The sequence below is a fragment of the Ancylobacter sp. VNQ12 genome, assembly GCF_049445835.1.
Taxonomy (GTDB): domain Bacteria; phylum Pseudomonadota; class Alphaproteobacteria; order Rhizobiales; family Xanthobacteraceae; genus Ancylobacter.
The window spans coordinates 418,641-432,638 of the sequence record NZ_JBMSDU010000002.1 but is presented as its reverse complement, the minus strand read 5'-3'; the positions used below and the strand labels follow the sequence as shown (position 1 = coordinate 432,638).

14 protein-coding genes and 1 pseudogene are annotated in these 13,998 nt (G+C 70.8%); 11 read left to right on the top strand and 4 right to left on the bottom strand.

Translation table 11 applies throughout. The features are described 5' to 3' along the window. Nucleotides 1-23 precede the first annotated feature (23 nt). From ACO2RV_RS05670 to ACO2RV_RS05650, 5 genes and pseudogenes are all read left to right on the top strand, one after another. A complete protein-coding gene (locus ACO2RV_RS05670; protein WP_423290694.1) occupies nucleotides 24-725 on the top strand; it encodes a phosphoribosylanthranilate isomerase in 702 nt (233 codons plus the stop codon). After that, nucleotides 722-1,954, top strand: a complete 1,233-nt coding sequence (trpB, locus tag ACO2RV_RS05665; RefSeq protein WP_423290692.1) for a tryptophan synthase subunit beta — start codon at nucleotides 722-724, stop codon at nucleotides 1,952-1,954. The genes ACO2RV_RS05670 and trpB overlap by 4 nt, the downstream gene beginning before the upstream one ends. Continuing rightward, nucleotides 1,951-2,802, top strand: coding sequence for a tryptophan synthase subunit alpha (trpA, locus tag ACO2RV_RS05660; protein ID WP_423290690.1), 852 nt, complete (start codon nucleotides 1,951-1,953; stop codon nucleotides 2,800-2,802). The genes trpB and trpA overlap by 4 nt, the downstream gene beginning before the upstream one ends. Before the next feature lie 127 nt (nucleotides 2,803-2,929). After that, nucleotides 2,930-3,782 (top strand): annotated as a pseudogene (gene accD / locus ACO2RV_RS05655) (acetyl-CoA carboxylase, carboxyltransferase subunit beta); the annotation flags it as partial. A 150-nt stretch (nucleotides 3,783-3,932) separates the two neighbouring features. Beyond that, nucleotides 3,933-5,288 carry a bifunctional folylpolyglutamate synthase/dihydrofolate synthase gene (locus tag ACO2RV_RS05650; RefSeq protein ID WP_423290688.1) on the top strand — a complete coding sequence of 452 codons (1,356 nt, stop codon included), beginning with the start codon at nucleotides 3,933-3,935 and terminating at the stop codon, nucleotides 5,286-5,288. Nucleotides 5,289-5,390: 102 nt separating this feature from the next. Here the strand turns inward: ACO2RV_RS05650 and infC are convergent, their stop codons facing one another. Beyond that, on the bottom strand, nucleotides 5,391-5,915 hold the full coding sequence (gene infC, locus ACO2RV_RS05645; protein ID WP_423290686.1) for a translation initiation factor IF-3: 525 nt from the start codon (nucleotides 5,913-5,915) through the stop codon (nucleotides 5,391-5,393). 326 nt (nucleotides 5,916-6,241) lie between these two features. Between infC and ACO2RV_RS05640 the strand changes: the two genes are divergently transcribed. Next, nucleotides 6,242-7,021 carry an alpha/beta hydrolase gene (locus ACO2RV_RS05640; protein ID WP_423290684.1) on the top strand — a complete coding sequence of 260 codons (780 nt, stop codon included), beginning with the start codon at nucleotides 6,242-6,244 and terminating at the stop codon, nucleotides 7,019-7,021. 8 nt (nucleotides 7,022-7,029) lie between these two features. Here the strand turns inward: ACO2RV_RS05640 and rsmD are convergent, their stop codons facing one another. Then, nucleotides 7,030-7,584 (bottom strand): 16S rRNA (guanine(966)-N(2))-methyltransferase RsmD, encoded by a 555-nt coding sequence (gene rsmD, locus ACO2RV_RS05635; RefSeq protein ID WP_423290682.1) that lies wholly within the window; start codon nucleotides 7,582-7,584, stop codon nucleotides 7,030-7,032. A 13-nt stretch (nucleotides 7,585-7,597) separates the two neighbouring features. Next, nucleotides 7,598-9,775: a pseudouridine synthase gene (locus ACO2RV_RS05630; protein WP_423290680.1), complete on the bottom strand. Its 2,178-nt coding sequence runs from the start codon at nucleotides 9,773-9,775 to the stop codon at nucleotides 7,598-7,600. Between the two features lie 182 nt (nucleotides 9,776-9,957). Between ACO2RV_RS05630 and ACO2RV_RS05625 the strand changes: the two genes are divergently transcribed. After that, nucleotides 9,958-10,386 (top strand): nucleoside deaminase, encoded by a 429-nt coding sequence (locus ACO2RV_RS05625; RefSeq protein ID WP_423291054.1) that lies wholly within the window; start codon nucleotides 9,958-9,960, stop codon nucleotides 10,384-10,386. A gap of 6 nt (nucleotides 10,387-10,392) precedes the next feature. Here ACO2RV_RS05625 and ACO2RV_RS05620 read toward each other — a convergent pair whose 3' ends face one another. Further along, on the bottom strand, nucleotides 10,393-11,415 hold the full coding sequence (locus ACO2RV_RS05620) for a polyprenyl synthetase family protein (RefSeq protein WP_423290678.1): 1,023 nt from the start codon (nucleotides 11,413-11,415) through the stop codon (nucleotides 10,393-10,395). 217 nt (nucleotides 11,416-11,632) lie between these two features. Between ACO2RV_RS05620 and ACO2RV_RS05615 the strand changes: the two genes are divergently transcribed. The 4 genes from ACO2RV_RS05615 to ACO2RV_RS05600 are packed head-to-tail and all read left to right on the top strand — an operon-like array spanning nucleotide 11,633 to nucleotide 13,842. Further along, nucleotides 11,633-11,857, top strand: a complete 225-nt coding sequence (locus tag ACO2RV_RS05615; RefSeq protein WP_423290676.1) for a DUF2007 domain-containing protein — start codon at nucleotides 11,633-11,635, stop codon at nucleotides 11,855-11,857. Beyond that, nucleotides 11,854-12,684 carry a tRNA1(Val) (adenine(37)-N6)-methyltransferase gene (locus ACO2RV_RS05610; RefSeq protein ID WP_423290674.1) on the top strand — a complete coding sequence of 277 codons (831 nt, stop codon included), beginning with the start codon at nucleotides 11,854-11,856 and terminating at the stop codon, nucleotides 12,682-12,684. The genes ACO2RV_RS05615 and ACO2RV_RS05610 overlap by 4 nt, the downstream gene beginning before the upstream one ends. Nucleotides 12,685-12,716: 32 nt before the next feature. Further along, nucleotides 12,717-13,616 carry a S49 family peptidase gene (locus tag ACO2RV_RS05605; RefSeq protein ID WP_423290672.1) on the top strand — a complete coding sequence of 300 codons (900 nt, stop codon included), beginning with the start codon at nucleotides 12,717-12,719 and terminating at the stop codon, nucleotides 13,614-13,616. A gap of 31 nt (nucleotides 13,617-13,647) precedes the next feature. Then, nucleotides 13,648-13,842: a hypothetical protein gene (locus tag ACO2RV_RS05600; RefSeq protein ID WP_423290670.1), complete on the top strand. Its 195-nt coding sequence runs from the start codon at nucleotides 13,648-13,650 to the stop codon at nucleotides 13,840-13,842. The last annotated feature ends 156 nt before the right edge of the window (nucleotides 13,843-13,998 follow it).

Genomic DNA, 13,998 nt, shown 5'->3' with positions numbered 1-13,998 from the left:
GGCTCGTTCCTGAGGAGGCGGCCTTGTCGCTTGAGATCAAAATCTGCGGGCTCAGCACCGCCGAGACGCTGGAAGCGGCGCTCGGCGCGGGTGCCGACATGGTCGGGATGGTGTTCTTCCCGGCGAGCCCGCGTCATGTCGACCTCGCCACCGCGCGCGCGCTTGCCGCGCAGGTGCGTGGGCGGGCGAGGATCGTCGCGCTTACCGTCGATGCCGACGACGCCCTGCTCGCCGACATCATCGCCGCCATCCGCCCCGGCCTGCTGCAACTGCATGGCCATGAGAGTCCCGAGCGGGTCGCCGCCATCCGCGCGCGCTTCGGCCTGCCGGTGATGAAGGCGATCGGCGTCGCCAGCCGTGCCGACCTCGCCGCGCTGCCCGCCTATGCCGCCGTCGCCGATACGCTGCTGCTCGATGCCAAGCCGCCCAAGGGCGCGGTGCTGCCCGGCGGCAACGGCGTCGCCTTCGACTGGGACATTCTGGCCGGGCTGGAGACCACCCGCCCGCTCATTCTGTCGGGCGGCCTCGACCCGTCCAATGTCGGCGAGGCGGTGCGACGCATCCAACCGGCCGGCGTCGACGTATCATCCGGTGTCGAGAGCGCACCCGGCATCAAGGACCCCGCGCGCATCGCCGCCTTCGTGCGTGCCGCCCGCGAGGCCGATGTCCCGACCGCGCGCGCCGTTACCCAGACTTCACCCGCGAGAGAGACGAGCCTGTCGTGAACGTTCCGAACTCCTTCCGCACCGGCCCCGACGAGAACGGGCATTTCGGTATTTTCGGCGGTCGTTTCGTCGCCGAAACACTCATGCCGCTGATCCTCGACCTCGAAAAGGCCTATACCGAGGCCAAGGCCGATCCCGCCTACAAGGCGGAGATGGATGCCGGGCTGAAGCATTATGTCGGCCGGCCGAGCCCGCTCTATTACGCCGAGCGCTTCACCGAGCATCTTCGCGCCGGCGCGGCCCCCGGCAAGGGCGCCAAGATCTATTTCAAGCGCGAGGAACTGAACCACACCGGCTCGCACAAGGTGAACAACGTGCTCGGGCAGATCCTGCTCGCCCGCCGCATGGGCAAAGAGCGCATCATCGCCGAGACCGGGGCGGGACAGCATGGCGTCGCCACCGCCACGCTGTGCGCGCGCTACGGCCTGAAATGTGTGGTCTATATGGGCGCGGTCGACGTCGCCCGGCAGGCGCCCAACGTGTTCCGCATGAAGATGCTGGGCGCCGAGGTGGTGCCCGTTCATTCGGGCGCCTCGACGCTGAAGGACGCCATGAACGAGGCGCTGCGCGACTGGGTGACCAACGTGCACGACACCTTCTACTGCATCGGTACGGTGGCCGGCCCGCATCCCTACCCCGCCATGGTGCGCGACTTCCAGTCGATCATCGGCAAGGAGACGCGCGAGCAGATGCTGGAGGCCGAAGGCCGCCTGCCGGACAGCCTGATCGCCTGCATCGGCGGCGGCTCGAACGCGATGGGCCTGTTCCACCCCTTCCTCGACGATACCGGCGTGCAGATCTTCGGCGTCGAGGCCGCCGGCCACGGCATTCCGAGCGGCCAGCACGCCGCCTCGCTCACCGGCGGGCGTCCGGGCGTGCTGCATGGCAACCGCACCTATCTGCTGATGGACGATGACGGCCAGATTACCGAGGCGCATTCCATCTCCGCCGGCCTCGACTATCCCGGCATCGGGCCGGAGCATTCCTGGCTGCATGATATCGGCCGCGCCACCTACATCTCCGCCACCGACGATGAGGCGCTGAGCGCCTTCCAGCTGGTGTCGAAGCTGGAGGGCATCATCCCGGCGCTGGAGCCGGCGCATGCCCTCGCCAAGGTGATCGATCTCGCTCCCACCTTCCCGCAGGACCATCTGATGGTGGTCAACCTGTCCGGCCGCGGCGACAAGGACATCCCGCAGGTGGCTGAAATTCTGGGAACCCGCCTATGACCGCCCGCCCGACCACCCGCCTCGATACCCGCTTCAAGGCCTGCGCCGCCGAGGGCCGCGCCGCACTGGTGACCTTCATCACCGCTGGCGATCCCGATTACGACACCTCGCTCGCGCTGCTGAAGGCGCTGCCGGCGGCGGGCGCCGACGTCATCGAGCTCGGCGTGCCCTTCACCGACCCGATGGCCGACGGCCCGGCGATCCAGGCGGCGGGCCTGCGCGCGCTCAAGGCCGGGCAGACGCTGGCCAAGACCATCGCCATGGTGCGCGAATTCCGCACCGGCGACGATGCCACGCCGATCGTGCTGATGGGCTATTACAACCCGATCTACATCTATGGCGTCGAGCGCTTCCTCATCGACGCCAAGGCCGCCGGCGTGGACGGGCTCATCGTCGTCGACCTGCCGCCGGAAGAGGACAACGAGCTGTGCCTGCCGGCGCTGGCGGCGGGCCTCGCCTTCATCCGCCTCGCCACCCCGACCACCGATGACAAGCGCCTGCCGGCGGTGCTCGCGAACACGGCGGGCTTCGTCTACTACGTCTCCATCACCGGCATCACCGGCGCGGCGACGCCGGATGCGGACCGGGTCGGCCAGGCGGTGGCGCGCATCAAGCGTCACACCGCGCTGCCGGTCGCGGTCGGCTTCGGCGTGCGCACGCCCGAGCAGGCCGCCGGCATCGCCGCCGGCGCCGACGGCGTGGTGGTCGGCTCGGCGCTGATCGACGTGCTGCGCGCCAGCCTCGACGGCGAGGACAGGGCGACGCCGGCGACCGTTTCCGCCGTCACCGGCCTGGTCGCCCGGCTGGCCGAGGCGGTGCGCGGCGTGCGCCGCCACGCGGCCGAATAGGCGCGTTCCATGCGGCAGGACGGGCGAATGATTCGCTCGCCTGCCTTTTCATTGCCGCCCTCGGCGATTAGATGAAGGCCGGCCGTGCGCGCGCGGCCGCCCGACACCACCGTCCGGAGCCACGCTTTTGAACTGGATCACGAACGTCGTCCGCCCGAAGCTGAACAGCTTCCTCAATCGCCGGGACGTGCCCGAGAACCTCTGGGTCAAGTGCCCCGAGACCGGGCAACTCGTGTTCCACAAGGACCTCGAATCCAATCTCTTCGTCATTCCCGGCTCGGGCTACCATATGCGTATGGACCCGACGTCGCGCCTGCGCTCGGTGTTCGACGGCGGCAAGTGGTACGACATCGCCCTGCCCTCGGTGGTCGCCGATCCGCTGAAGTTCCGCGACGAGAAGCGCTATGCCGACCGCCTGAAGGACGCCCGCGCCAAGACCGGCGCGCAGGACGCGGTGAAGGTCGGCTACGGCAAGCTGGAAGGCCTGCCGGTCACCGTCGCGGTGCAGGATTTCGGCTTCATGGGCGGCTCGCTCGGCATGGCGGCCGGCGAGGCGATCATCACAGGCCTCGAGACCGCCGCGGCGCGCGGCACGCCTTTCATCATGTTCGCCTCCTCGGGCGGCGCGCGCATGCAGGAGGGTATCCTGTCGCTGATGCAGATGCCGCGCACCACGTGCGCCATCCAGGAGCTGCGCGAGGCTAAGCTGCCCTACATCGTCGTGCTGGCCAATCCGACCACCGGCGGCGTCACCGCCTCCTACGCCATGCTGGGCGACATCCAGATCGCCGAGCCGGGCGCGCTGATCGGCTTCGCCGGCCCGCGCGTCATCGAGCAGACCATCCGCGAGAAGCTGCCGGAAGGCTTCCAGCGCGCCGAATATCTGCGCGACCACGGCATGATCGACCTTGTCGTGCATCGCCACGAGATGCGGGCGACGCTCGGCCGGCTGTGCCGCCTGCTGATGCGCGCCCCCGCCGTGAACGTGCCGGCGACGGAAGGGGCCATTGGCCACGCCGTCAACGGTCATGCGGCGAATGGCCATGCGAATGGTCACGCCAACGGCCACGCCGCAGCCGACACCGAGACGCCGGCCGCGCCGCCGGCACCGCTCAACGCCTGAGGCTGCCATGCCTGCCCTGCCCGCGCCACGTGACCCGGTCGAGAGCATTTTCGAGCGGCTGCTGGCGCTGCATCCCAAGCTGATCGACCTGTCGCTGGAGCGCATGTGGCGCGTGCTGGAGCGGCTCGGCCATCCCGAGCGGCGCCTGCCGCCGGTGATCCATGTCGCCGGCACCAACGGCAAGGGTTCCACCGTCGCCTTCATGCGCGCCGTGCTGGAAGCGGCAGGCAAGCGCGTCCACGTCTACACCTCGCCGCATCTGGTGCGCTTCAACGAGCGCATCCGTCTCGCCGGCGCGCTGGTCGACGACGCGACCCTGGCCGAGGCGCTCGCCCGCGCCGAGCGGGCCAATGACGGCGCGCCGATCACCTTCTTCGAGATCACCACCGCCGCCGCCATGCTGCTCTTCGCCGAAATCCCGGCGGACGTGCTGCTGCTGGAGGTCGGGCTCGGCGGCCGGCTGGACGCGACCAATGTGGTCGGCACGCCGCTGGTCAGCGTCATCACCCCGGTCTCCATCGACCATGTCGATTTCCTCGGCGAGACGCTCGGTGCCATCGCGCTGGAGAAGGCCGGCATCCTCAAGCGCGGCGTGCCGGCGGTGATCGCCCGCCAGCCGCGCGAGGCACTGGCCGCCATCGAGCGGCAGGCCGCGCGCGTCGGCGCGCCGCTCGCCATCATGGGCGAGCAGTTCCAGGCGCACGAGGAAGGCGGCCGGCTTGTCGTCGCCGACGAGGACGGCCTTTTGGACCTGCCGCGCCCACGCCTCGTCGGCCCGCACCAGATCGGCAATGCGGGGCTTGCGGTCGAGGCGCTGCGCGTCGCCGGGCTGCACGACCCGGCCTTCCGCCTGCCCCCCGCCGCCTTCGAGGCCGGCATGCGCGCGGCCTCCTGGCCGGCGCGGCTGCAGCGGCTCGGGCCCGGCCCGCTCACCCAGCGCGCGCCGGAGGGCGTCGATGTCTGGCTCGACGGCGGCCACAATGCCGCCGGCGGACAGGCGCTCGCCGCCGCGCTGGCGGACCTGGAAGACCGGGTGTCGCGTCCGTTGGTGATGATCGTCGGCATGCTGGGGACCAAGGACGCCGGTGGCTTCCTCGCGCCCTTCGCCGGTCTGGCGCGCGAACTCGTCGCCGTGCCGGTGCCGGGCGAATTCAAGGGCCAGCCACCCAAGGGCCAGCCGCCCGAGATGGTCGCCGCGGCGGCGCGCGCGCACGGCATCAACGCCTCGACCGCACCGAGCGTGGCGGCGGCGCTGGACGGGCTCAAGGCCTTCCCGGTCGGGCCGGCGCCGCGCGTGCTGATCGCCGGCTCGCTCTATCTCGCCGGCGCCGTGCTGGGCGAGAACGGCTCGCTGCCGGACTAGGCAGGCGCCAGCCGGGCACAAAAAAAAGCGCGATCCCGGATCGGCCGCCTGGGCCGTCCGGGATGACGCTGTGACGATGACGCGGGTGGCGCGGCGCGCGGTTCAGCGCGGCGCCAGCACCATGATCATCTGCCGGCCTTCCAGCGAGGGCTCCGCTTCGACCTTGGCGATCGGGGCGAGTTCTTCCTTCACCTTGTTCAGCAGCTTGTAGCCGAGTTCCTGATGCGCCATCTCGCGGCCGCGGAAGCGCAGGGTGATCTTCACCTTGTCGCCTTCCTCGAAGAAGCGGTGGATGGCCTTCATCTTCACCTCATAGTCATGGGTGTCGATGCCGGGACGCAGCTTGATTTCCTTGATCTCGACGATGTGCTGCTTCTTGCGGGCCTCGTTGGCCTTCTTCTGGTTCTGGTACTTGAACCGGCCGTAATCGAGGATCTTGCAGACCGGCGGCACCGAGTTCGGCGCGATCTCGACCAGGTCGAGGCCAGCTTCCTGCGCACGCAGAATGGCATCCCGAGTCTGAATGACGCCGAGATTCTGCCCATCCTGATCGATGAGCTGCACTTCGCGGATCCGGATGTCTTCGTTGACGCGCGGGCCTTCCTTCTCCGGCGCGACGGGTCTCATGGGGCGACGAATGGCGGTCTTCTCCTCTGCCATTTCAGATATAGGCGTTTCACCGCTGCCCGAAGGTCAGCCGGCCGGCTCGTTCCTGCGCGCGTAAAACGGTCGCAGAAGATCGTGACAAACCCGTCAGAAGTCAACGGCGCAAAGGGGGGAATGCGTCGATACCCGGTCGGGTAGCGCGAAACCTGCCGGGATCTGGCCGTAAATCTTGTTCGCGGCCGGTCTCAGCCTGTAGGTGAAGATGGCGTGCGCCGCGCGAATCGCAAGATCGCCCACCACCCGCCGCCGGGCTGCATCGCCGCCAGGTACCGATCGAGGACCCCCGCATGACCGAGACCGCCCCATCCGCCCCGCATTTCGTCACTGTCGGCGCCGATGCGCGCCGCATCGCGGTGCGGACCACGCCGGGCGGAGATGGGCGGCCCGGCGTGCTGTGGTGCGGCGGCTTCCTCTCCGACATGCTCGGCACCAAGGCGGTGGAACTGGCGGCCTGGGGCGCCGCCCATGATCGCCGCGTGGTGCGCTTCGACTATTCCGGCCATGGCGAGTCCGAAGGCGCCTTCATCGAGGGCACCATATCGCGCTGGGCGGAGGACGCGCTCGCCGTGTTCGACCGCGAAACCGCCGGCCCGCAGATCGTGGTCGGCTCCTCTATGGGCGGCTGGATCGCGCTGCTGCTGGCCCGTGCGCTGGCCGCGCGCGGCGACGCCTCGCGCCTTGCCGGGCTGGTGCTGATTGCCCCCGCGCCCGACTTCACCGAGGAGCTGGTGTGGAAGGCAATGACGCCGGAGATCCGCGCCGAGGTGATGGCGAAGGGCGTGTGGTACCGCGCTTCCGACTATGGCGAGCCGCAGCCCTTCACCCGCGCGCTGATCGAGGACGGGCGGAGCAATCTCGTGCTCGGCGCGCCCTTCGCGGTGGGTTGCCCGGTGCGCATCCTGCAGGGCGTGGCGGACGACACCGTGCCGTGGCAGCACGCGATGAAGCTGGTGTCCTGCCTCGCCGAGGACGATGTGGTGGTGACGCTGGTGAAGGATGGCGACCACCGCCTGTCGCGGCCCGAGGACATTGCGCGCATCCTCGCGGCGGTCGAGCAGATCGGCTGAGTGTTTCCTTACGGCGCCCGCAGGATGACGATCTCGGTGGTGTCGTAGCGCCGCCGCTCCAGCTCCTCGAAGCCGTCCGGCGCCGTGAAGCCCGGTTCCACCGCCTCCTCGACCACGACCAGCGCCCCCGGCGCCAGCCATTTGCCGTCGCGCGCGCTGATGAGCGCCTGCTCGGCGAGGCCGCGGCCGTAAGGCGGATCGCAGAAGACGAGGTCGAAGGCGTCGCTGGCGAAAGCCTCGCCCAGCTTCGTCGCGTCGCGGCGGAAGATGCGGGTGATGCCGCCCAGCCCCAGCGTCTCGACATTGGCGCGGATCAGCCCGCGCGGCTCCGGCGCCTCATCCACGAAGACGGCGAATTTCGCTCCGCGCGACAGCGCCTCCAGCCCCAGCGCGCCGGTACCGGCGAACAGGTCGAGCACGCGCGCGCCGTCCGCCGCGTCGTCATAGGCATGGGCGAGCACGTTGAACAGCGCCTCGCGCAGCCGGTCCGAGGTCGGGCGCGTGGCGTTGGAGGAGGGGCCTTGCAGCACACGGCCCCGGAAGCGCCCGCCGACGATGCGCATCGCTCACATCACCTCAGCGCGGCGCGCGCGGCGGCCGCCCGCCCGAGGGTTTTCCACCCGGCCGGCCGCCGGAAGGCTTGCCGCCACCCGGCTTGCCACCCGCGCGCGGCGCGCCATCACGGGCCCCGCCGGGTCGTCCGCCCGAGGGCTTGTCTCCGAAGGATCTGCCGCCGCCCGGCTTGCCGCCAAACGATTTGCCACCCGAGGGCCGGTCCCCGAAGGACTTGCCGCGCGGCTTGTCGCCGAACGACTTCTGGCCATAGGTCTTCTCGCCGAAAGGCTTGCCGGCCGGCCGTTCGCCGCGCTCCGGACGGTCGCCGAACTCGCGTGGCGGGCGGGCGGGACGCTCCTCGCGGCGCGGCTCGTTACCCTCGCCAGGACGCGGACGGCGCGAGCGGTTCTGCTCGGATTTCACCCGGCCGGTAAAAGGCCGGTCGCTGGATTGGCCGCGATAGGGACGCGCACCTTCCGGCCGCTCGCTGCGTTCACGGAAGGGGCGGTCGCCAGAGGGGCGTTCGCTACGTTCGCGGAACGGGCGGTCGCCAGCAGGGCGTTCGCTGCGCTCCCGGAAGGGACGGTCACCAGCCGGCCGCTCGCTACGTTCCCGGAACGGCCGATCACCGGCCGGGCGCTCGCTACGTTCCCGGAACGGGCGATCACCGCTCGGCCGCTCGCTGCGTTCCCGGAACGGACGGTCACCCGCCGGGCGCTCGCTGCGCTCCCGGAAGGGGCGGTCACCGCTGGGACGCTCGCTGCGCTCCCGGAACGGACGGTCACCGGCCGGGCGCTCGCTACGTTCGCGGAACGGCCGATCACCAGCAGGGCGTTCGCTGCGCGGCTGGAAGCTGCGCTCGGCGCCTTCGTTCTCCTCGCGCGGACCACGCTCCTCGAAGCGCGGGCGCGCCGGGCGCGGGCCGGCGCTGGAGCGGTCGCGGCTCGGCGGGCGGGCAGGGCGCGGGCCGCGAGCGGGACGCTCGTCCTCGCCGGCTTCGAAGGGAGCCGCGCGGTCCGGGCGCTTGCGGAAGGTGCTCTCGCCACCCGCCCGCTTCGGCGGGCGTACCGGACGGGCCCGCGCGGCCTCGCGCTCTTCCTCGCGGATCTCCCGCTCGCGGGGCGGGCGGACCGGGCGTTCTTCCGTCGCGGTCTCGGTGGCGCGCACGCGCTGCACCAGCACCTTGCGGCCCTTGCGGTCGGCGACGATGCCGGCGGTCACGGTGCGCTCGGGGCTTTCCTCGAGGTCGATCGGCCGGCGGCGGTGACGGTCCTCCGCGCCGTCGGCCTTGGCGTAGCGTGCCTTGGCGGCGTTCTTCGTCCCCGTACGCACCGCGACGGGCGCCTCCTCCGCCTCGGCGTGGTCGAACAGCGGGCCCTCGAAATCGGCGCCGGCGGCGGCGGAAAGCTCCGGCCCGAGCTGGTCGGCCAGCACGCGGGTGCGCACTTCCTCGATCGCGCCCTGCGCGATCTCGCCGAGCTGGAACGGGCCGTAGGAGAGGCGGATCAGCCGGTTCACGTCGAGCCCGAGCGCGCCGAGGACGTTGCGGACCTCGCGGTTCTTGCCCTCGCGCAGCGCCAGCGTCAGCCAGGAATTGGCGCCCTGCACGCGGTCGAGCTTGGCTTCGATCGGGCCGTAATGCACGCCCTCGACCGTGATGCCGGCGATCAGCGCGTCGAGCTTCTCCGGCGAGACCGTGCCCTTGGCGCGCACGCGGTAGCGGCGCAGCCAGCCGGTCTCCGGCAGCTCCAGCACGCGCGACAGCCCGCCATCATTGGTGAGCAGGATAAGCCCCTCGGTGTTGAGGTCGAGCCGGCCGACCGAGACGAGCCGCGGCAGGCCCGGCGGCAGGATCTCGAACAGCGTCGGCCGGCCTTCCGGGTCGTAGTTCGTCGTCACCACGCCCTTGGGCTTGTGGTACATGAACAGGCGCGTGCGCTCCTTCTGCGGCAGCGGCGCGCCATCCACGGTGATGGCGTCCTCGGCCGTCACCGTAAAGGCCGGGCTCTCCAGCACCACGCCGTTCACCGCGACGCGGCCGGCGAGGATCCATTCCTCGATCTCGCGACGCGAACCGAGCCCGGCGCGGGCGATGACCTTGGCGACGCGCTCGGCTTCGCGCGGTTCGGCCGGGGCCAAAGTGCGGGGCGCGCGCGGGACGCGGTTGTGATCCTTGCGGGGCGGCGTGTTTTTCGGCATGGGGTGCGATCGTCCGGGGGTGCGATCCGGATTTGCGTGCGATCCGGGCTTCAAGCGATATCCGTAATGGGGCGCGGGTGCTAGCACGTCCGCGACGTGATGGCGAGCTTTTGGCGGCGGCGCGGCTTTGCGGAAAGGGTGGCGGGCAGGTGGCAGGGAACGCGACGGCACGGCGGGACTTCATGGCGCTGGCGCTGGAGCAGGCGGCCGAAGCGGGCGTGCGCGGCGAGGTGCCGGTCGGCGCCGTGCTGGTGCGGGACGGCGTGGTGCTGGCGGCGGACGGCAACCGCACCCGCGAACTCTCCGATCCCTCCGCCCATGCCGAGATGCTGGTGATCCGCGCGGCGGCGGCAACGCTCGGCAGCGACCGCCTGCCCGATTGCGATCTCTATGTCACGCTGGAACCCTGCACCATGTGCGCGGGGGCCATCGCCTGGGCACGACTGCGCCGGCTGTATTACGGCGCGGCGGACCCGAAGGGCGGGGCGGTGGAGAGCGGCGTGCGTTTCTTCGCCCAGCCGACCTGCCATCACCGGCCGGATATTTATGGCGGGCTCGGCGAGAGCGAGGCGGCGCGCCTGCTGCGCGACTTCTTCGCCGGGCGGCGCTGAGCCCGTTCAGTTCACCCGCGAGACGCAGAAATCCACCACGTCGAGCAGCGCCCGCTTGGCGGGGCCGGCCGGGAACAGGCCGAGCGCATCGCGCGCCATGGCGCCATAGTGCCGTGCGCGCTCGATCGTGTCGGCCAGCGCCCGGTGGCGGATCAGCAGTTCGACCGCGCGCTCGAGGTCGCCGGCGCCGATCTCGCCCTGTTCGAGGCAGCGGCGCCAGAAATCGCGCTCCTCCTCGGTGCCGCGCCGGAAGGCGAGGATGATCGGCAGGGTGATCTTGCCCTCGCGGAAATCGTCGCCGACATTCTTGCCGAGCGCCGCGCCGTCGCCGCCATAGTCGAGCACGTCGTCGACGAGCTGGAAGGCGATGCCGAGATTCATGCCGTAGCTGCGGCTGGCCGACTGCTCGGCCTTGGGCCGGCCCGCCAGCACCGGGCCGACCTCGCAGGCGGCGGCGAACAATTCGGCGGTCTTGCCGCGGATCACGCCGAGATACTCGTCCTCGCTGGTGGCGGTGTTCTTGGCGGCGGCGAGCTGGGCCACCTCGCCCTCGGCGATCACCACGGCGGCATTGGACAGGATGTCGAGCGCGGTGAGGTTGCCGACCTCGATCATCATGCGGAACGCCTGGCCGAGCAGGAAGTCGCCGACCAGCACGCTGGCCTCGTTGCCCCACAGCATGCGCGCGGCCAGCTTGCCCCGGCGCATCTCGCTGTCGTCGACCACGTCGTCATGCAGCAGCGTCGCCGTGTGCATGAACTCGACCGAAGCGGCCAGCTTCACCGCGCCGTCGCCCTCGTAAGCGGTGAGCGCGGCGGTGGCGAGGGTGAGCATGGGCCGCAGCCGCTTGCCGCCGGAGGAGATGAGGTGCTGCGCCACTTCCGGGATCATCGTCACATCCGAGCCGGTGCGCGACAGGATGAGTGCGTTCACGCGCTCCATATCCGCGCGGACCAGAGTGACGATGCCCTCGATGGAGGGCGTTGCCGACTTCTCGGCGGCAGGATCGAAGGGCAGGACGACGGCCAAGGGAAGCTTCCGATCGTTGACTTAGGACGCGCACCGTATGAAACGAGGAGCGGCGCGTCACCTGCCCGAAAACCGCGGCTGCCGGCCGCAACTCCCCGGGGCAAACGCACCCACCGATCTTCGCCATAGCGCAAATGCGCGCCGGACGGAAATGGCGGAAGGTCCCAGGCACGCAAGGGGCATGCGCAATTGCACGCTGCCGTGGCATCATGCGCTTATGCGCGAACTGCTTCGCACCAACGACATCGTCCTGCTCTCGGCCATCGAGGCGCTGCTCGACGCCGCCGGCATCGGCCATCTCGTGCTCGACCAGCATATGAGCGTGATGGAGGGCTCCATCGGCCTGCTGCCGCGCCGGCTGCTGGTCGAGGAGGGCTCTCATGCGCGCGCCCGCGTCCTGCTGACGGAGGCCGGCCTCGGCGCCGAGCTGCCCGCGCCATGAGCGGCGAAGCGGCCGATACCGCGCTGACCGACGCGGAGATCGTCGAGGGCGCCGTGACTGACGATGCCTTTCTCGGCGGCCGGCTGCGCCTGCTGCAGCCGGCGGTCGGCCATCGCGCCGGCCATGACGCGCTGCTGCTCGCCGCCAGCGTGCCGGACGATGCCCGCCGCGCGGTCGATCTCGGCGCCGGCGTCGGCGCGGCCGGGCTGGCGCTGGCGATACGGCTCGCCGAGGTCGCGGTGACGCTGGTGGAGATCGATCCCGCCACCGCCGCGCTGGCCGCCCGCAACGTCGCCCGCCAGCGGCCGGCCCTTGCCATGCGGCTGGATGTCGCGATCGCCGATGTCGCCACGCTGGGGCGCCCCTCCGGGCCCGCTCTGCCCGCCCCCCGCGCGGCCGACATGGTGCTGATGAACCCGCCCTTCAACGACCCCGCCCGCCATCGCGTCTCGCCCCGCGCCGGCAGGGCGCTCGCCCATGCCGTGCCGGATGTCGATGTCGCTACATGGATCACCACCGCCGAGCGGCTGCTGGAGCCCGGCGGCCGGCTGGCGCTGATCCACCGGCCCGAGGCGATTGAGGCGCTGCTGGCCGCGCTGAAAGGTCGTTTCGGTGCAGTGACGATCCGCCCGGTGCATCCGCGTGCCGATGCGCCGGCGATCCGGCTGCTGGTCGGGGCGGTGAAGGGCCGGCGCACGCCCCCCGCGCTGCTGCCGCCTCTGGTGCTGGCCGATGCCGCCGGGCGGCCCTCCATGGCGGCCGGGCGCATCCTGCGCGAGGGCTTGAGCGTGCGGCAGGCGCTCAATCCGGCGCAGGCGGACGCTTGAGCCCTGGGGTGCAAGACCCTATGTCTTCTGCCATGGCCACAGCACCCTTCCTCGCCGAATTCCGCCGCCGCCTCGATTCCGTCCTGCCCGCGCGCCTGCGCACTGATGCCGCCATCGTGCCGGTGGTGCGCCTGCACGGGGCGATCGGCATGTCGCGGCCGTTCAATCCCGGCATCACCTTCGCCAATACCGCGAAAGCGCTCGACCGCGCCTTCGCGGTGAAGCGGGCAAAGGCGGTGGCGCTGGTGATCAACTCGCCCGGCGGCTCGCCGGTGCAGTCGCATCTCATCCATCGCCGCATCCGCCTGCTGGCGGAGGAGAAGGGGCTGCCTGTCATCGCTTTCGTCGAGGATGTGGCGGCCTCGGGCGGCTACATGCTGGCCAGCGCCGCCGACGAGATCGTCGCCGACCCGTTCTCGATTCTCGGTTCCATCGGCGTGGTCAGCGCCGGCTTCGGCTTCAACCGCGCGCTGGACAAGCTCGGCATCGACCGCCGCGTCTACACCGCCGGCGAGAGCAAGGTGATCCTCGACCCGTTCCAGCCGGAGAAGGCCGAGGATGTCGAGCGCCTCAAGGCGATCCAGAAGGAAATCCATGACGAATTCACCGCGCTGGTGAAGCGCCGGCGCGGCGACGTGCTGAGCGCGGACGAGGCGACGCTGTTCTCCGGCGCGTTCTGGACCGCGACGCAGGCGCAGGAACTCGGCCTGGTCGACGCCATCGGCGAGATCCGTTCCTTCCTGCGGGCGCGCTATGGCGAGAAGGTCGTGATCCCGCTGATCGAGAGCAAGGCCGGCCTGTTCGGCCGGCGTGTGCCCGGCATCGCCGGTCTTGACGCTTCCGCCGCCGGCGCGGGGATCGGTGCGGGCTTTGCCGAGAATGTGATGTCGGCCGCCGAGGAGCGCTCGCTCTGGGGCCGATACGGTCTATGATCGCGCGGACCACCTGAATGGGAATTGCCTTATGCCGCCTGTGATCGTGCTCGCCCTTGGGGCTGTCGGCGCCGCCGCCCTGGTCAAGCTGCTGGCCAAGGAATCGCGCCGCGTGAATGCCGAGCTCGACGCCACCCGCCGCGCCGAGGAGGCCAATGAGCCGACCGGCCGGGTGACGCTGCGGCGCGATCCTGCCACCGGCGAATACCGGCCGTTCGATTCGTGAAGCTCCCCGGCTCCCGGGCGTGCCGCACGCCGTGCCGCGCTGTTCCGGAAGCCAGCGGAGAAACGCCGAAGCCGCGATCCGGTCTTGAGCCGCGGCCGGTGGGGTTTCGGCTCGGGGTTCCGCCGGCGGCGTCGGCTGTCCTCGACACGCCGCCTG